14 protein-coding genes are annotated in these 16,670 nt (G+C 67.7%); 10 read left to right on the top strand and 4 right to left on the bottom strand.

The features are described from left to right. Positions 1–84: 84 nt before the first annotated feature. Positions 85–1,728 carry a phosphoethanolamine transferase gene (locus ASC81_RS26285; RefSeq protein ID WP_056274457.1) on the top strand — a complete coding sequence of 548 codons (1,644 nt, stop codon included), beginning with the start codon at positions 85–87 and terminating at the stop codon, positions 1,726–1,728. Continuing rightward, positions 1,725–2,465 carry a phosphatase PAP2 family protein gene (locus tag ASC81_RS26790; RefSeq protein WP_082536844.1) on the top strand — a complete coding sequence of 247 codons (741 nt, stop codon included), beginning with the start codon at positions 1,725–1,727 and terminating at the stop codon, positions 2,463–2,465. Before ASC81_RS26285 ends, ASC81_RS26790 begins: the two co-directional genes overlap by 4 nt. On the opposite strand, the gene ASC81_RS26280 is transcribed toward ASC81_RS26790, so the two are convergent. The 4 genes from ASC81_RS26280 to acnA form a co-directional block, all read right to left on the bottom strand. Beyond that, a complete protein-coding gene (locus ASC81_RS26280) occupies positions 2,350–4,752 on the bottom strand; it encodes an excinuclease ABC subunit UvrA (protein WP_056274455.1) in 2,403 nt (800 codons plus the stop codon). The two genes, ASC81_RS26790 and ASC81_RS26280, sit on opposite strands and share 116 nt — an antisense overlap. Positions 4,753–4,884: 132 nt before the next feature. Further along, positions 4,885–5,295 (bottom strand): VOC family protein, encoded by a 411-nt coding sequence (locus tag ASC81_RS26275; protein ID WP_056274452.1) that lies wholly within the window; start codon positions 5,293–5,295, stop codon positions 4,885–4,887. A gap of 39 nt (positions 5,296–5,334) precedes the next feature. Beyond that, positions 5,335–5,775, bottom strand: coding sequence for a helix-turn-helix transcriptional regulator (locus ASC81_RS26270; RefSeq protein WP_056274448.1), 441 nt, complete (start codon positions 5,773–5,775; stop codon positions 5,335–5,337). Next, complete coding sequence (gene acnA / locus ASC81_RS26265) at positions 5,772–8,486, bottom strand: aconitate hydratase AcnA (RefSeq protein WP_056274445.1); 2,715 nt, start codon at positions 8,484–8,486, stop codon at positions 5,772–5,774. The genes ASC81_RS26270 and acnA overlap by 4 nt, the downstream gene beginning before the upstream one ends. 76 nt (positions 8,487–8,562) lie before the next feature. On the opposite strand from acnA, the gene ASC81_RS26260 reads away from it, so the two are divergent. From ASC81_RS26260 to deoC, 8 genes are all read left to right on the top strand, one after another. Continuing rightward, on the top strand, positions 8,563–9,912 hold the full coding sequence (locus tag ASC81_RS26260) for an MATE family efflux transporter (RefSeq protein ID WP_056274442.1): 1,350 nt from the start codon (positions 8,563–8,565) through the stop codon (positions 9,910–9,912). 88 nt (positions 9,913–10,000) lie between these two features. After that, the gene (locus ASC81_RS26255) at positions 10,001–10,978 is read left to right on the top strand and encodes a BMP family protein (protein ID WP_056274440.1); all 978 of its coding nucleotides are present in this window, start codon (positions 10,001–10,003) and stop codon (positions 10,976–10,978) included. 5 nt (positions 10,979–10,983) lie between these two features. Continuing rightward, on the top strand, positions 10,984–12,516 hold the full coding sequence (locus ASC81_RS26250) for an ABC transporter ATP-binding protein (RefSeq protein ID WP_056274438.1): 1,533 nt from the start codon (positions 10,984–10,986) through the stop codon (positions 12,514–12,516). Continuing rightward, the gene (locus ASC81_RS26245; protein ID WP_056274435.1) at positions 12,513–13,616 is read left to right on the top strand and encodes an ABC transporter permease; all 1,104 of its coding nucleotides are present in this window, start codon (positions 12,513–12,515) and stop codon (positions 13,614–13,616) included. Before ASC81_RS26250 ends, ASC81_RS26245 begins: the two co-directional genes overlap by 4 nt. Next, complete coding sequence (locus tag ASC81_RS26240) at positions 13,616–14,581, top strand: ABC transporter permease (RefSeq protein WP_056274432.1); 966 nt, start codon at positions 13,616–13,618, stop codon at positions 14,579–14,581. The genes ASC81_RS26245 and ASC81_RS26240 overlap by 1 nt, the downstream gene beginning before the upstream one ends. Further along, positions 14,581–14,997, top strand: coding sequence for a cytidine deaminase (gene cdd, locus ASC81_RS26235; protein ID WP_082536842.1), 417 nt, complete (start codon positions 14,581–14,583; stop codon positions 14,995–14,997). Before ASC81_RS26240 ends, cdd begins: the two co-directional genes overlap by 1 nt. Positions 14,998–15,005: 8 nt before the next feature. Then, complete coding sequence (locus ASC81_RS26230) at positions 15,006–15,842, top strand: purine-nucleoside phosphorylase (RefSeq protein WP_056274429.1); 837 nt, start codon at positions 15,006–15,008, stop codon at positions 15,840–15,842. After that, positions 15,839–16,603: a deoxyribose-phosphate aldolase gene (deoC, locus tag ASC81_RS26225; protein ID WP_056274425.1), complete on the top strand. Its 765-nt coding sequence runs from the start codon at positions 15,839–15,841 to the stop codon at positions 16,601–16,603. Before ASC81_RS26230 ends, deoC begins: the two co-directional genes overlap by 4 nt. Positions 16,604–16,670: the final 67 nt, after the last annotated feature.

Here is a 16,670-nt window from a genome sequence, read left to right as displayed (position 1 = left end):
ACGCAGGCGCCTCGACGCGCTTGAGCAGCGTCAGCAAATGCGCCGCTTCAGTTTGGCTTCAGTCCTGGCTCTTTCAATGCCTGCATGCAAGACATCCTCCGAGCTGCCGTCGACAGCCGCTTTGCGTTGCGGCTGCGATTGGGCACCGACAGCCTGCTGGCGCTGATGTGCCTTTACTGGGCCATGACCAGCAACCGTGCCTTTCTCGTTGCAGCCAATCAGGCTTGGCGAGGCCAGCCGGGCAGTCTTGTGTTGCTGGTCGTGCTGGTTGCGCTGCTTCACTATGTGCTGCTGGCGCCGCTCATCCAGCGGCGCTGGGCGAAGCCGGCGCTGATGCTGCTGAGCCTTGTCGCAGCGGTCGGCGGCCATTTCACGCAGGCCTTCGGCACGGCGTTCGACCCGGCCATGCTCCGCAACGCGATGCGCACCGATTGGCCGGAGGCACGCGAGCTGCTCAGTGGCGGGCTGTTCGCGCATGTGCTGGTGGTCCTGGTGCCGGCCTGGTGGTTCACGCTGCAGGTGGAGCTGGTGCCTGCAGGCAAGGGCTGGCGTGCTGCCTTGCCGGCGCTGGGGCGCTGGCTGCTGGCGGCGGTAGCGGCATCGGCCTTGTTGGCCTGCGCCTACCAACCGCTGTCCGGGCTGATGCGCGAGAAGCGCGAACTGCGCTACCAGTTGATGCCGGCTGCACCCATCTGGTCTCTGCCGCGCAGCATGAAGGCGGCGCAAGCCGCACCCGGTCCGCGCGAGCCCATCGGCCTGGATGCAAAGGCCGGCCCCAGCTGGTCCGCCACGGCCCGGCCGCGGGTGCTGGTCCTGGTTGTGGGCGAGACCGTGCGCGCGGCGAACTGGGGGCTGCGGGAGCTGGAAGACGGCGGCACCCGCGACACCACGCCGTTGTTGCGGCAGGAAAGCGGCCTGCTGAACTGGCCCGCCGTCAGCACCTGCGGCAGCGACACCGAGACTTCGCTGCCCTGCATGTTCGCGCCCGTCGGGCGCCGGGACTATGACGAGTCGCGCATCCGCCGGCAGGAATCGCTGCTGCATGTGCTGGCGCGGGCCGGCGTGCAGGTGCGATGGCTGGACAACCAGAGCGGATGCAAGGGGGTTTGCGACGCGGCCACCGAGGAAGTGCTGGCCTGCGACGGCGGGCGATGCCTGGATGGCGCGTTGTTCGACCGCGTGCAGGCGGTGCTGCGCGACGCCCGTCCTAGCACCACCCAGTTGCTGGTGCTGCACATGCTCGGCAACCATGGCCCGGCCTATCACCGCCGCGTGCCGGAGCAGTTCGCGCCCTACGCCCCCGTGTGCAGCGAGGATGCATTCGGCTCCTGCGAGCGGGCTGCCATCGTCAACGCCTACGACAACGCCCTGCGCTACACCGACGTCCTGCTGGCCTCCCTCTGGCAGGGCTTGAAGGCAGCAAACGGAGGGGTCGACACCGCGATGATCTTCCTGCCCGATCACGGTGAATCCCTGGGCGAGCATGGCTTGTTCCTGCATGGCCTGCCCTATGCCATCGCCCCAAGGGAACAGCTGCAGGTTCCGATGCTGATGGGCATCTCGCCGTCCTGGGCGGCCGCGCGAGGCTGGGGCGGCGACTGCCTGGGAAGGCTGCCCGAGCAGCCGGCGTCGCATGAGCATCTGTTCCATACGGTGCTGGACCTGCTCGACGTGCGCACTGCGCTGCGAGACCCGCGCTGGAGCCTGCTCGCGGCGTGCGCGGCATGAGCGGGCGGCGGGGCGAACTTCGCATGCTGGCGGTGCTGCTGATGGTGGTTCTGGCCTGGGACGCCAGCGGTCTGGACCTTGTCGTGGCGCACCAGCTCGGCGATGCCAGGGGCTTTGCGATGCGTGATGCGTTTTGGGCCAGGACCCTGCTGCACGATGCGCTGCGCTGGCTGGAAGCCGCCGCGTGGCTGCTGCTGGGTGCCGACGCCATGCGCCGCCAGCGGCCAGCGTTCGGGCCTTCGCGCGGCCAGCGCCGCAGGGCATTGCTCGGGGGCGTCCTGACCCTGCTGCTGGTGCCCGCGCTGAAGTCGATCAGCAGCAGCAGTTGCCCGTGGAGCCTGGTGCCGTTTGGGGGTTCGGCTCCCTGGGTGTCGCACTGGAACTGGCTGCTGGCCGACGGCGGGCCGGGCCACTGCTTCCCGTCAGGTCACAGCGCCGGCGTGTTCGCGTTCTGCAGCTGGCTCTGGCTGTGGCGACCGTGGCGACACGACCTGGGCGTGCGCTGGCCGGTGGCTTGCGCGACGCTGTTCGGCTTTGGCTTGCTGGCGTCTTTTACGCAGTGGGCCCGCGGCGCTCATTTCGTGAGCCACAGCCTGTGGTCTGCCTGGCTGTGTGCGAGCCTCACTTGGGTGCTCGCGAGGGCGCCTGGCGCGATGCTGCCGATGAAGCGAGCTTTCGTTTGGCGCCGGCAACGTAGTCAGCCAGGTGCTCGCCCGTCAGCGTCGAGCGCGCCTTGACGAGATCGGCGGGCGGCCCTTCGAAGACGACGCGCCCGCCGTCATGGCCCGCACCCGGGCCGAGGTCGATGATCCAGTCCGCATGGGCCATCACTGCCTGGTGATGCTCGATGACGATGACGGACTTGCCGGCATCCACGAGCCGGTCCAGCAGGCCGAGCAGCTGCGCCACGTCGGCCAGGTGCAGGCCGGCGGTGGGCTCATCCAGCACGTAGATGTCGCCCTTCTCGGCCATCTGCGTCGCGAGCTTCAGCCGCTGGCGTTCACCGCCCGACAACGTGGTGAGCGGTTGGCCGAGGCTGAGATAGCCGAGGCCGACGTCGGACAGGCGCGCCAGGATGGCGTGTGCGGCCGGGGTCAGCTTGGCAAAGAACGCCGTGGCCTCGGCGACCGACATGGCCAGCACCTCGCTGATGTCGCGGCCACCGAGCTTGTATTCCAGCACCGCCGCCTGGAAGCGCTTGCCGCCGCAGTCCTCGCAGACGGTGGACACGGTGGCCATCGGCCCCAGGTCCGTGAAGATCAGGCCATTGCCATTGCAGGTCGGGCAGGCGCCCTCGGAGTTGGCGCTGAAGAGAGCAGGCTTCACGCCATTGGCCTTGGCGAAAGCACTGCGGATGGGGTCGAGCAGGCCGGTGTAGGTGGCCGGGTTGCTGCGCCGCGAGCCGCGGATGGCCGTTTGGTCGACGGCGACGACGCCGTCCAGCTTGGACACTGAGCCGTGGATCAGCGAGCTTTTGCCCGAGCCGGCCACGCCGGTGACGACGCACAGCACGCCGAGCGGTATGTCGACGTTGACCTTCTGCAGGTTGTGCGTGCTGGCACCGCGCACTTTCAGCGCGGCCTTGGATTTGCGGACGGTGTCTTTCAGCGCCGCGCGGTCGTCCAGGTGGCGGCCCGTCAGCGTGCCGCTCCTGCGCAGACCGGCCACACTGCCCTCATAGACCACCTTGCCGCCAGCCGCACCGGCGCCGGGCCCGAGGTCGACCACATGGTCGGCAATCGCGATGACCTCGGGCTTGTGCTCGACGACAAGCACGGTGTTGCCCTTGTCGCGCAGCCGGCCGAGCAGCTCGTTCATGCGCTGGATGTCGTGCGGATGCAGGCCGGTGGTCGGCTCGTCGAACACATAGCTGACGTCGGTCAGCGAGGAGCCAAGGTGGCGGATCATCTTCACGCGCTGGGCCTCGCCGCCGGAGAGCGTGCCGGTCGGCCGGTCCAGCGACAGATAGCCCAGGCCGATCTCGCCGAAGGCGTCGAGCAGGTGGCTCAGCGCCTTCAGCAGCGGCGCGACTTCGGCGCCCTTGAGCCCGCGCACCCAGTCGGCCAGGTCGCTGATCTGCATCGAGCAGGCGTCCGCAATGCTGTGCTTGCCGATCTTGCAGGACCGCGCCGCCTCGCTGAGCCGCGTGCCGTGGCATTCGGGGCAGGTCTGGAAGGTGATGACGCGGTCGACGAAGGCGCGGATGTGGGGCTGCAGGGCGTCGACGTCCTTGGACAGGAAGGACTTCTGGATCGAAGGGATCAGGCCGGCATAGGTCAGGTTGATGCCGTCGACCTTGATCTTGGTGGCCTCCTTGTGCAGTAGGTCATGCAGCTCGCGCTTGGTGAACTTGGCGATGGGCTTGTCAGGGTCGAAGAAGCCGCAGCCGCGGAAGATGCGGCCGTACCAGCCTTCCATGCTGTAGCCCGGAATGTTGATGGCCCCACCGTTGAGCGACTTGCTGGCGTCATAGAGCTGGTCGAGGTCGAAATCGCTGACCGAGCCCATGCCCTCGCAGCGCGGACACATGCCGCCGGTGCGAGAGAAGGTCTGCTTGACCGCCTTGCTGGCGCCGCCCTTGTCGACCGTGATGACGCCGGTGGCCTGCACCGACGGCACGTTGAAGGCGAAAGCGCTGGGCGGCCCGATCTGCGGCTTGCCGACGCGGCTGAACAGGATGCGCAGCATCGCGTTGGCGTCGGTCGCCGTGCCGACCGTGGAGCGGGCGTTGGCGCCCATGCGCTCCTGGTCCACGATGATGGCCGTGGTGATGCCCTCCAGCACGTCCACCTCGGGCCGCGCCAGCGTCGGCATGAAGCCCTGCACGAAGGCGCTGTAGGTCTCGTTGATCAGGCGCTGCGACTCCGCCGCGATGGTGCCGAAGACCAGCGAGCTCTTGCCCGAGCCCGATACGCCGGTGAACACCGTCAGGCGGCGCTTGGGGATGTCGACGCTGACATCCTTGAGGTTGTTCTCGCGCGCGCCTTGCACGCGGATTCGGTCGTGGTTGTCTGCGGTGGTCATTTCAGTTTCCTGCGGGGCGAGCGACGGGCCGCTCCCTAGCCGGCCCGCCCTGGCGATGTGCTTGCGGCTCGATGCCGCAAGCATCGCCGTCCCCTGGGGGGACCGGCCAAGGTAATCCTTGGACGAGGGGCTTCAATTTCTTTCTTGAATGCGGAGCAGATTGCCAGCGGGATCACGCACGGCGCAATCGCGCACGCCATAGGGCTGCATCGTCGGCTCCTCGACGATCTCGGCGTCCTGGGCCTGCAGCTTGGCAAAGGTCTTGTCGAGGTCGGGCGTCGCCAGGATCAGCATGCCGAAGGTGCCCTTGGCCATCATCTCGGTGATGGTGCGGCGCTCGTCCTCGGTGATGCCGGGCGTGACGGCCGGCGGGTGCAACACGATGGACGTACCCGGCTGGCCGGTGGGGCCGACGGTGATCCAGCGCAGGCCGTTGTAGCCGACGTCGTTGCGCACCTCGAAGCCCAGGGTGTCGCGGTAGAAGGCGAGCGACGCCTCGGGGTCGGATTGGGGCAGAAAACTTGAGTGAATGCTGATGTCCATGGGTCAGTTTCCGTGGGAGGTTAGGGCACGGCAGGCAGTCTAGGTTTCGCTCTCCTGGGCCGCTTCTCGATTCCTGACCGGTCGCGTGACCTGGCGTGCCACGCAGGCCGGCATGCCCTGCGTGGCCAGCGCCTGATCGCGCTTGTAGGCGCTGGGCGATTGGCCGACCAGTTCGCTGAAGCGGGTGCTGAAGGTCCCCAGCGACGAGCAGCCGACGGTGAAGCAAACATCGGTGACGCTCAGGTCACCGCGGCGCAGCAGCGCCATCGCACGCTCGATGCGGCGTGTCATCAGGTAGCTGTAGACCGACTCGCCATACGCAAGGCGGAACTGCCGGCTGAGATGGCCGCCCGACATATGGACGCCGGCGGCGAGCGCCTCGACGTCAAGCGGTTGGGCGTACTCGCGGTCGATGCGGTCGCGCACGCGGCGCAGCCGGGCGAGGTCGCGCAGCTGCACCTCGTCGGACTTCTGGGTCATGCGGCGAGCAGCTGCCTGAGCACAAAGGGCAGGATGCCGCCGTGCTTGTAGTAGTCGACCTCGATGGCGGTATCGATGCGCAGCGTCAGGATGATGGTCTGGGTCGTGCCGTCGGGGCGTGTGATCGTCATCGCGGCGTCGCCTTGAGGCTTGATGTCGCCGGCCAGCGTGATGTCCACCGTCTCCGCGCCGGTCAGGCCCAGGGACTCCCAGCTCGTGCCGGGCTTGAACTGCAGAGGCAGCACGCCCATGCCGATGAGGTTGCTGCGGTGGATGCGCTCGAAGCTGCGTGCGATGACGGCCTTGATGCCGAGCAGTTGCGTGCCCTTGGCGGCCCAGTCGCGGCTGGAGCCGGTCCCGTACTCCTCGCCGGCAAAGATGACGGTGGGCCTGCCTTCGGCGATGTAGGCCATCGCGGCGTCGTAGATGGTCGTCTGCTGGCCGTCCTTCAGCGTGTAGCCGCCTTCCTCGCGCGAGCCGTCGGGCCGGGCGGGCAGCATCAGGTTCTTGACACGCACGTTGGCGAAGGTGCCGCGCATCATCACGTCGTGGTTGCCGCGGCGGGCGCCGTAGGAGTTGAAATCGGCTTTCTGCACGCCATTGGCGGTCAGGAACTTGCCGGCCGGGGTCGTCTCCCTGAAGGAGCCGGCCGGGCTGATGTGGTCGGTGGTGATGGAGTCGCCGAACAGCGCCATGATCTTGGCGCCCTGCACGCCGCTGACCAACTGCCCGGGCACCATCGTGAAACCCTCGAAGAAAGGCGGCTGGGCAATGTAGGTGCTCTTGGGCCAGGTGTAGACCTGACCCTTCACGCCCTTGATCGCGTCCCACAGCTTGCCGGGCTCGCTGGCCACCTTGTCGTAGTTGGCCTTGAAGGCTTGCGGGTCCATGGCGTACTTCATCAGCGCGTAGATCTCGTCGCTGCTGGGCCAGATGTCGCCGAGGAAGACCGGGTGTCCCTGGGCGTTGTGGCCCACGGGCTGGGTCATCAGGTCGCGCGTCACGTTGCCGGCGATGGCATAGGCCACGACGAGCGGCGGGCTGGCCAGAAAGTTGGCCTTCAGGTTGGGGTGGATGCGCGCTTCGAAATTGCGGTTGCCCGACAGCACGGCGGCACAGACCAGGTCGTTGTCCTGGATGAGCTTGTTGAGCTCGGGCGTCAGGTCGCCGGCATTGCCGATGCAGGTCGTGCAGCCATAGGCGGCGACGTTGAAGCCTAGCGTCTCCAGGTAGGGCAGCAGGCCGGCCTTCTCCAGGTATTCGGTGACGATGCGCGAGCCGGGCGCCAGCGACGTCTTGATGTGCGGCGCCACGCTGAGGCCGGCTTGCACGGCCTTCTTGGCCAAGAGGCCGGCGGCCAGCAGCACGCCCGGGTTGCTAGTGTTGGTGCAGGAGGTGATGGCGGCGATCAGCACGTCGCCGTTCTTGACCGGGATGCCGGATTCGGTGACGAAATTGCGGTCCAGCTTTTCCGCCGGCTGGTTGAAGCCGTTCTCGGCGATGGGCTTGCTGAACAGCTGAGCAAAGGTCGAGGCCAGGTGGGTGATTTCGATGCGGTCCTGCGGGCGCTTCGGTCCGGCCAGGCTGGGCACGACGCTGCCAAGGTCCAGCGAGACGACGGAGGTGAAGTCGATGTCGCCGGCCGTGGGCACGCCGAACAGGCCTTGGGCGCGCCAGTAGGCCTCGAACGCCTCGATCTCGGCCGGGGTGCGGCCGGTGCCCTTGAAGTAGTCGACCGTCTTCTCGTCAACGGGGAAGAAGCCCATCGTTGCGCCGTACTCGGGCGCCATGTTGGCAATCGTCGCCCGGTCGGGCAGGGCCAGCGTGCGCGTGCCCTCGCCGAAGAACTCGACGAACTTGCCGACGACCTTGTGCTTGCGCAGGATCTCGGTGACGGTCAGCACCAGATCGGTCGCCGTGACGCCTTCGCGCAGTTGGCCCGTCAGCTCGAAGCCGACGACGTCGGGCGTCAGCAGGTAGACCGGCTGGCCCAGCATGCCGGCCTCTGCCTCGATGCCGCCGACGCCCCAGCCGACGACGCCGATGCCGTTGATCATGGTCGTGTGGCTGTCGGTGCCGACGAGGGTGTCGGGGTAGTAGACGTCGTCCTTGCTTTTGTGCACGCCACGCGCGAGGTATTCCAGGTTGACCTGGTGGACGATGCCGAAGCCCGGGGGCACCACGCCGAAGGTGTCGAAGGCCTGCATGCCCCACTTCATGAATTCGTAGCGCTCACGGTTGCGCTCGAACTCCAGCTTCATGTTCAGGTCCAGGGCTTTCTTGTTGCCGTAGTGGTCGATCATGACGCTGTGGTCGACGACCAGGTCCACCGGTACCAGCGGTTCGATGGCCTTCGGGTTCTTGCCCATCGCAGCCGCCACGTTGCGCATCGCGGCCAGGTCGGCCAGCAGCGGCACGCCAGTGAAGTCCTGCAGCACGACGCGGGCGACGACGAAGGGGATCTCGTCGACGCGGGCCGCGTTGGGCTTCCAGTTGGCGAGTTGCTCGACATGCTCGGCCGTCACCTTCTTGCCGTCGCAGTTGCGCAGCACGCTCTCCAGCACGATGCGCAGCGACACCGGCATGCGCGCCACGTTGGGGTGCGTTTCGGCCAGCCTGGGCAGCGAGAAGAACTGCCCGGGTGTGCCGGACGCTGTCTTGAACTCGGCTCGGGTGTTGGCAAACGCGTGGGCGGCGGCGGGTTTCGGCATGGTTACTCCTTTACGATTCCCGGCCATTCTGGCGAGTTGCCGTGACTTGTGTGAATCCCGCCGTTAGGACCCTGCCATGACGGCCCCTTTTGCTCGCCCCCGCCTGTTCGCGCTGACCTGGCCGATGCTGCTGGAGCTGCTGCTGGGCATCGGCATTGGCGTCATCGGCACCGGGCTGGCTGCACGCCTGTCCGACAACAGCGGCGCCGCGTTCGGGCTGGCCAACCAGGTGTTTGCGGCCCTCTTCGTGCTGTTCCGCGTCATCGGTGCGGGCGTCAGCGTGGCGGTCACGCAGGCGCTGGGCGCCGGCCGGCGCGACCAGGCCGATGCAGTGGCCCGTGCCGTCGTCGGCGCGAGCACCTGGCTGGGGCTGGGTGGGGCCGTGGCGGCATTGATCGCCGCCGGCCCGCTGCTGGCGCTGGTGAATGCGCCGCCCGAGGTGGCCCCGCTCGCGCAGATGCTGCTTCAGGCACTGGCGCCGGCACTGATGCTGGATGCCTGGAACGCCAACATGTCCAGCGTCATGCGCTCGCACCTGCGCAGCCGCGAGGCCCTGTTCGTCGTCGTGGTCATCCAGGTCATCACCTTGGTCGTGGCCCTGCTGACCATGCCGAGCCTGGGCCTGGTGGGCTATGCGCTGGCTTGCGCCGTTGGTCGCGGCGTCGGTCTGGTCATGCACATCCTGCTGTGGCGCACCCGCCTGGACCTGCGCCTGCGCGCGTCGGACTGGTGGCGGCTGGTGCGTGCGCCGCTGGCGACGGTGCTGCACATCGGCATCCCCGGCGCCGCCGAAAACATCTCCTGGCGGCTGGCCTTCATGACCAGCCTCGCCGCCGTGGCGCAACTTGGTGCCCACTCGCTCGCAACGCACGCCTACACGATGCAGTTCCTGCACGTGATCCTGATGTTCAGCTTGGCCATCAGCTTTGCGGTCGAGATCATGGTCGGCCACATGATCGGCGCGGGCCGGCTGCATGCGGCCAACCGGCTGGTGCGGCGGTCGCTGGCGCTGGGTATCGTCCTGGCGCTGGTCGTTTCATGCGGCTTTGCACTGGCCGGGCCCTGGCTGCTGACCCGCTTCACGGCTGACCCCGCCATCATTGCGCTGGGCTGCACGCTGCTGTGGTGGACGGTCCTGGTCGAGCCGGGGCGCAGCTTCAACCTCGTTGTCATCAACGCGCTGCGCGCAGCCGGGGACGCGCGCTATCCGGTCATGGTGGGCACGGCGTCCATGGCCATCGTGCTGGCCGGCGGCAGCTGGTTCCTTGGCGTCCACCTCGGTTGGGGCCTGGTTGGCGTGTGGATTGCTTATGCCGCTGATGAATGGATTCGCGGCCTGTTGATGTGGCGGCGTTGGGCGACACTCGGCTGGCTGCCCCACGCCCGTGCGGCTCACCGGCGCCTGCGCCACAGCCGGGTCCACTGAGTCGCGGGGAATCCGTATTTTCCTACCCAGTAAAACTTGAGGGATGTTTTCTACAATGCGCCCCTTTCGCCTTGCCCGAGTCCACCCCATGACGTCTTCTCTGCCCCGTCTTGCCGCTTTGACCCTGGTGGTCGCGTCGGCCATGGCCCAGGCCCAGCAGCCCGCGGTGATCTTCGACATGGGCGGCAAGTTCGACAAATCCTTCAACCAGGCCGGCTACCAGGGCGCCGAGCAGTGGAAGAAGGAAACTGGCAAGACGTACCTCGAATTCGAGATCAGCAACGACACCCAACGTGTGCAGGCCATCCGCCGCATGGCTGAGCGCGGCGCCAGCCCCATCATCAGCATCGGTTTCGCCCAGGCTTCGGCATTGCAGCAGGTGGCCAAGGACTTCCCCAAGACCCAGTTCGCCATCATTGACGCCAAGGTCGACCTGCCCAATGTGCAGTCGCTGCTGTTCAAGGAGCACGAGGGCAGCTATGTCGTTGGCGCCATGGCCGCCATGGTCAGCAAGACCGGCAAGGTCGGCTTCGTCGGCGGCATGGACATCCCGCTGATCCGCAAGTTCCAGTGCGGCTACGAGCAGGGCGCCAAGAAGACCAACCCGAAGATCGAGGTGTTCTCGAACATGACGGGCACCACCTCGACCGCCTGGAACGACCCGACCCGCGGTGGCGAACTCGCCAAGGCTCAGTTCGCCAAGGGCTCGGACGTCGTCTTTGCCGCGGCCGGTGGCACGGGCGTGGGTGTCTACCAGGCTGCCAAGGACGCCGGCAAGCTCGCCATCGGCGTCGACAGCAACCAGAACCACATCCAGCCCGGCACCATGCTGACCTCGATGGTCAAGCGCGTGGATGTGGCGGTTTACAACGTGCTCAAAGGCTGGAAGCCCGGCGTCAGCGTGCTGGGGTTGAAGGAAGGCGGCGTGGATTACGCCGCCGACGAGCACAACGCCAAGCTGCTGAACCCGACGCTGAAGGCCAAGGTCGACGCCGTCAAGGCGGACATCATTGCGGGCAAGGTGAAGGTGGCCGACTACATGGCCGACAACGCCTGCAAGTACTGAGCGGTATGGCCGCGGCCGTCCGCCTCAAGGGCGTTTCCAAGCGCTTCGGCGCCGTGCAAGCCAACCGCGAGGTGTCGTTCGACATCGCCGCGGGCAGCGTGCATGGCCTCGTCGGCGAGAACGGCGCGGGCAAGAGCACGCTGATGGCCATCCTGTATGGCTACTACCACGCCGACGCCGGCCATATCGAGGTCGACGGCAAGCAGGTTCACATCGCCAATTCCCAGCAGGCGATTGCGCTGGGTATCGGCATGGTCCACCAGCACTTCATGCTGGTCGACACGCTGACCTGCCTGGAAAACATCATGTTGGGCGCCGAGGGTGGCTTCTTCCTGGCGCCGTCCAAGGCCAAGGTGCGTGCCAAGCTGCAGGCGCTGATGCAGGAGACCGGCCTGAGCGTGCAACTCGACGCCGTCGTGGCCGACCTGCCCGTGGGTGAGCTGCAGCGCCTGGAGATCCTGAAGGCGCTGTACCGCGGCGCCCGGATCCTGATCCTGGACGAGCCGACGGCGGTGCTGACGCCCCAGGAGACCGACCAGCTCTTCGTCACGCTGCGCCGGCTCAAGGAGCGCGGCACGACGCTGATCCTCATCACGCACAAGCTGCGCGAAGTCATGAGCCTGTGCAGCGCCGTCACGGTCATGCGCGCGGGCCAGGTGGTCGAGACGCGGTCGATCTCCGAATGGAGCGAAGAGTCGCTCGCTGAATCAATGGTCGGCCGCAAGGTCACGCTGGGCCGGCCCGAGGGGTTGGAAGTGCACGCCGGCGAGGTGCGCCTGCAAGCGTCCGGCCTGAGCCTGAAGCACGCCAACGGCGTGCCGGCGCTCAAGGACGTGAGCCTGACGCTGAAGGCCGGCGAGATCGTCGGCGTGGCCGGCGTGTCGGGGAATGGCCAGAGCGAGCTGCTCGAAGTGCTGTCCGGGCTGCGCGCGCCTGAAGGTGGCCGCATGGAGCTGGGCGGTGCGTCGTTCGCGCCCGAGGCCTGGCTGGACACGGCCCGCGCACGTCCGCTGCGCCTGGCCCATGTGCCCGAGGACCGGCATGCGGTGGGCCTCGTCATGAGCTTCCCCGCGTGGGAATCTGCCGTGCTGGGCTACCAGAACCTGCCCAAGTACCGCAAGCGCGCGGCGATGAACCATGCGGCCATGCGCGACGCGACCCGCGCGATGCAGGAGCGCTTCGACGTGCGCCCGCGTGACGAGAACCTGGGCTCGTCCAAATTCTCCGGCGGCAACCAGCAGAAGCTCATCCTGGCGCGCGAGATCGGTGAGCAGCCGACCGTGCTGCTGGTCGGCCAGCCGACCCGCGGCGTCGACATCGGTGCGATCGAATTCATCCACGGCCAACTGCGCGCGCTGCGCGATGCCGGCTGCGCGGTGCTGCTGGTCAGCAGCGAGCTGGACGAAATCCTGGCACTGGCGGACCGCGTCGTCGTCATGAACTGCGGGCGCATTACCGGCGAGCTGGCCATCGAGGACTGCGACGAGAAGCGTCTTGGCCTGCTGATGGCCGCACAAGAAGAACGAGCCGCGGCATGAGCCAACCACTGCAACTTCCCCGCTGGATCGACATCGGCCTGCTGCCGCTGTGGAACCTGGCCGTCGCGTTGCTGGTGGCGGGCCTGGTCGTCACGGTCATCGGCCACAGTCCCTGGCAGGCGCTGACGGTGTTGTTGAACGGGGCGCTGGGCAGCGTGCGCGGCCTGGGCTATTCGCTCTATTACGCAACGACTTTCATCTTCACCGGCCTGGCGGTCGCGGTCGCCATCCACGCCGGCCTGTTCAACATCGGCGGCGAGGGCCAGGCCACGCTGGGCGGCGTCGGTGTCGCGCTGGTCGCGCTGACGCTGGGCGCCTCGCTGCCGGCCGTTGTGCTGCTGCCGCTGCTGGTGGTCGCGGCTGCTTTCTTCGGCATGCTGTGGGCGGCGCTGCCGGCCTATCTGCAGGCCTGGCGTGGCAGCCACATCGTCATCACGACGATCATGTTCAATTTCCTCGGCGCGGCGCTGAACGCCTACCTGCTGGTGAACTGGCTGCGCCCGGCGGGCAGCATGTCGGTCGAGTCCGCGGAATTCAGCGAGGCCGCGCGCATGCCGGCCCTGCACCAGATGGCCGCCGCCTTCGGCTACGAGCTGCCGTCGTCGCCGCTCAACCTCAGCCTCGTCATCGCGCTGATCGCCTGTGTCGCGGTCGGCTGGTTCCTGTGGAAGAGCGCCGCCGGCTATGCCGTGCGCTCGGTAGGCAGCGCGCCGCGCGCGGCCCACTACGCCGGCATCCGGCCGCGCGCCCAGGTCATGGTCGCGATGGCGATTTCCGGCGCCTTGGCCGGCATGGTGGGCATCAACGAAATCTCTGGTGTGCAAGGCAAGCTCACGCTGGACTTCGTGGCCGGCGCCGGCTTCACCGGCATCGCCGTGTCGCTGATGGGCCGCAATCACCCGGTCGGCATCGTGCTGGCCTCGCTGCTGTTCGGCGTGCTCTACCAGGGCGGCGTCGAGGTGAGCTTCGAGCTGCCGGGCTTCAGCCGCGAGATGGTGGTCACGGCCCAGGGCCTGATCGTGCTGTTCTCCGGCGCCATGGCCACCGTCAGCGCACCGTTGTTCGCGCGCCTCTATGCCGCCGTGAAGGGAGGCCGCTGATGGATGAAGTCCTGATCGCCTCGGTGCTGGCGTCGACCTTGCGCGTCAGCGCGCCGCTGCTGCTGTGCGCGATGGCCGGTGTGCTGTCCGAGCGCGCCGGCGTCGTCGACCTGGGCCTGGAAGGCAAGATGCTGTTCGCCGCCTTCGCCGCCGCGGCGACGGCCTCGGTCACGCATTCCACCGCCTTCGGTCTGATGGCCGCCATCGCGGTGGCTTGCTCGGCGTCGCTGGTGCACGGCTTTGCCTGCGTGAGCAACCGCGGCGACCAGGTCGTCTCGGGCGTGGCGCTGAACATGATCGCGGCGGGCCTGACCGTCGTGCTCGGCATCGCCTGGTTCCAGCAGGGCGGGCAGACACCGCCCATCGAGGCCGACGTGCGCCTGACAGCGATTGCCAAGGGCTTTGCCGAGCCGCAGCCGGGCAACTGGTTCGCGTCGGTCTTCGGCCATGGGCTGCTGAGCCATAACGTGCTGGTCTACGTCGCCTTCCTGATGGTCGCGGCCGTCTGGTTCTTCCTGGAGCGCACCCGCCCGGGCCTGCGCCTGCGCGCGGTGGGCGAAAACCCGGCGATGGTGGAGGCTGCCGGCATGTCCGTGCAAAGCCTGCGCTACCAGGCGCTGCTGATGAACGGCGTGCTCTGCGGCCTGGCCGGCGCCTACCTGACGCTGGCGCAGAACGCCTCCTTCTCTCCCAACATGACGGCCGGCCGCGGCTTCATCGCGCTGGCCGCGATGATCTTCGGCAAATGGAAGCCGCTGCCGACCATGGCCGCCTGCCTGCTGTTCGGCTTCCTGGACGCCGTCGCCATCCGCATGCAGGGCGTGCAGTTGCCGGGCATCGGTGAAGTACCCGTGCAGCTGATCCAGGCTTTGCCGTACATCTTGACGGTGGTCCTGCTGGCTGGCTTCATCGGGTCTGCCATCGCCCCGAAGGCTCTGGGCAAGCCGTATGTGAAGGAACGCTGATGGAACTGACCCAAGACCTGCTGGACCGCCTGCTCGCCGAATCGCTGCGCGCCCGCGAGTTTTCGCATTCGCCCTATTCCAAATACAAGGTCGGCGTGGCGCTGCTGGATGAGCAGGGCCGCATCCATCTCGGCGCCAACATGGAGAACGCGTCCTACCCGCAGGGCTGGTGCGCCGAGCCTTCGGCGCTGACGGCCATGATCATGGCCGGCGGCAAGCAGGCGAAAGCAGTGTTGGTGACCGGCCCCGGCCCCGACGTCATCACGCCCTGCGGCGGCTGCCGCCAGAAGCTGCGGGAGTTTTCCGTGCCCGAAGAGCTCGTCATCATTGCCGGCGATCCTGGCGGCATCCGCCAACGCTGGACCCTGGCCGAATTGCTGCCCCACAGCTTCGGGCCCAGTCATTTGAATTTCTGAGGTTCCTCATGATCGATAACAACAAGCTCGACGTCGCGATCACCGCGAGCGTCGAGAAGCTGCAATCCCTGTTCGGCACCGCCCCTGAAGTCGCCGTCGTCCTCGGCTCCGGCTGGGCCGGCGCGGTCAGCCATGTGCAGGCCGCCAAGAACCTGCCCTACACCGAGCTGCCGGCCTTCCCGCAGCCCAAGGTCGAGGGGCACGTCAACGAGATCGTCGTCGGCAACATCGGCGGGCAGCGCGTCATCTTCCTGCGTGGCCGCGCCCACACCTATGAGAGCGGCGATTGCACCGGCATGGCCGGCGCACTGCGCACCCTCAAGCGCTGGGGCGTCAAGCTGCTGTTGCAGACGAATGCCTCGGGCTCACTGCGCGGCCACATGCCACCCGGCAGCCTGATGCTGATTGCCGACCACATCAACGCGCCGCAGCGCAGCCCGCTGGTGGGCGAGCAGGGCAGCCATCGCTTTGTCGACATGAGCGCGGCGTATGACCCCGAGCTGCGCAAGCACGCGCTGGCCCTGGCCAAGCGCGAGAACCTGATGCTGGGCGAAGGCACCTACTGCTGGGCCCTGGGCCCGCAGTTCGAGACGCCGGCCGAGATCCGGATGTTTGCCGCCTGGGGCGCCGACGCCGTCGGCATGAGCACCGTGCCCGAGACCATCCTGGCCCGCCACGCCGGCCTCAAGGTGATGGGTGTGGCGCTGATGACCAACATGGCCGCCGGTCTGTCCGCCGAGGCGCTGACGCATGACCTGACCCTGAAGCAGGCGCAGATTTCCGGCGAGCGCGCGTCGGCCTTCCTGGCGGCGCTGGTCGCGAGCTTTGCGGACCTGACGCTATGACGACGGATCTGAAGGCCGCCGCGCGAACGGCGCTGGCCTGCCTGGATCTGACCAGCCTGAACGACGCCGACACCGCCGAGGACATTGCCGCGCTGTGCCGCCGCGCGCAGACCGTTCACGGCCCGGTGGCCGCCGTCTGCGTGTGGCCGCGCTTCGTCGCCCAGGCGCGCGCGGCATTGCCGGCGTCGATCAAAGTGGCCGCCGTCGCCAACTTCCCCGACGGCGCCATCGATCTGGCCGCTGCACTTGCCGATGTGGCCGAGATCGCGCAGGCCGGCGGTAACGAGGTCGACATCGTGCTGCCCTGGCGCGCGCTGCTGGCCGGCAACAGCAACGACGTGGGCGACTTCCTTTCTGAAATCCGCTTCGCCAGCCGCCCGCTGACGCTCAAGGTCATCATCGAATCGGGTGAGCTGCAGACGCCGGAGCGCATCGCCCAGGCCACGCGCCTGGCGCTGGCGGCAGGTGCCGATTTCGTCAAAACCAGCACCGGCAAGACCCAGGTCGGCGCCACGCCGGCCGCGGCTGCGGTGATGCTGAAAGAGATCGCCGCGAGTGGCCTGTCCGCCGCCGGCTTCAAGGCCTCGGGTGGCGTGCGCTCGGTGGCAGATGCCGCCGGCTACATCGCCCAAACCGAAGCCGCCCTCGGCGCCGCTGCCTTGAACCCGCAACGTCTGCGCTTTGGCGCAAGCGGCCTGCTGACCGATATTGAAGCTGTGCTGGCCGGTGCCGAATCGGCCGCCGTGACCTCCGCCTACTGATGAAACGATCGCCCCCACGCTCGCGTCGCTCGCTGCCCCCCGAGGGGGTGCGTCAGTGGCTTCGGGC

Origin of the sequence: Pelomonas sp. Root405, from assembly GCF_001425165.1 — a bacterium.
Classification (GTDB): domain Bacteria; phylum Pseudomonadota; class Gammaproteobacteria; order Burkholderiales; family Burkholderiaceae_C; genus Pelomonas.
The sequence above is the reverse complement of the archived record's forward strand: the minus strand, read 5'-3'. Positions and strand labels throughout refer to the sequence as shown.

Bases quoted from the DNA above. Each gene is read 5' to 3' on its own strand.
- ASC81_RS26285 (WP_056274457.1), top strand. From the start codon at position 85: ATGCAAGACATCCTCCGAGCTGCCGTCGACAGCCGCTTTGCGTTGCGG.
- ASC81_RS26790 (WP_082536844.1), top strand. From the start codon at position 1,725: ATGAGCGGGCGGCGGGGCGAACTTCGCATGCTGGCGGTGCTGCTGATG.
- ASC81_RS26280 (WP_056274455.1), bottom strand. From the start codon at position 4,752: ATGACCACCGCAGACAACCACGACCGAATCCGCGTGCAAGGCGCGCGC.
- ASC81_RS26275 (WP_056274452.1), bottom strand. From the start codon at position 5,295: ATGGACATCAGCATTCACTCAAGTTTTCTGCCCCAATCCGACCCCGAG.
- ASC81_RS26270 (WP_056274448.1), bottom strand. From the start codon at position 5,775: ATGACCCAGAAGTCCGACGAGGTGCAGCTGCGCGACCTCGCCCGGCTG.
- acnA (WP_056274445.1), bottom strand. From the start codon at position 8,486: ATGCCGAAACCCGCCGCCGCCCACGCGTTTGCCAACACCCGAGCCGAG.
- ASC81_RS26260 (WP_056274442.1), top strand. From the start codon at position 8,563: ATGACGGCCCCTTTTGCTCGCCCCCGCCTGTTCGCGCTGACCTGGCCG.
- ASC81_RS26255 (WP_056274440.1), top strand. From the start codon at position 10,001: ATGACGTCTTCTCTGCCCCGTCTTGCCGCTTTGACCCTGGTGGTCGCG.
- ASC81_RS26250 (WP_056274438.1), top strand. From the start codon at position 10,984: ATGGCCGCGGCCGTCCGCCTCAAGGGCGTTTCCAAGCGCTTCGGCGCC.
- ASC81_RS26245 (WP_056274435.1), top strand. From the start codon at position 12,513: ATGAGCCAACCACTGCAACTTCCCCGCTGGATCGACATCGGCCTGCTG.
- ASC81_RS26240 (WP_056274432.1), top strand. From the start codon at position 13,616: ATGGATGAAGTCCTGATCGCCTCGGTGCTGGCGTCGACCTTGCGCGTC.
- cdd (WP_082536842.1), top strand. From the start codon at position 14,581: ATGGAACTGACCCAAGACCTGCTGGACCGCCTGCTCGCCGAATCGCTG.
- ASC81_RS26230 (WP_056274429.1), top strand. From the start codon at position 15,006: ATGATCGATAACAACAAGCTCGACGTCGCGATCACCGCGAGCGTCGAG.
- deoC (WP_056274425.1), top strand. From the start codon at position 15,839: ATGACGACGGATCTGAAGGCCGCCGCGCGAACGGCGCTGGCCTGCCTG.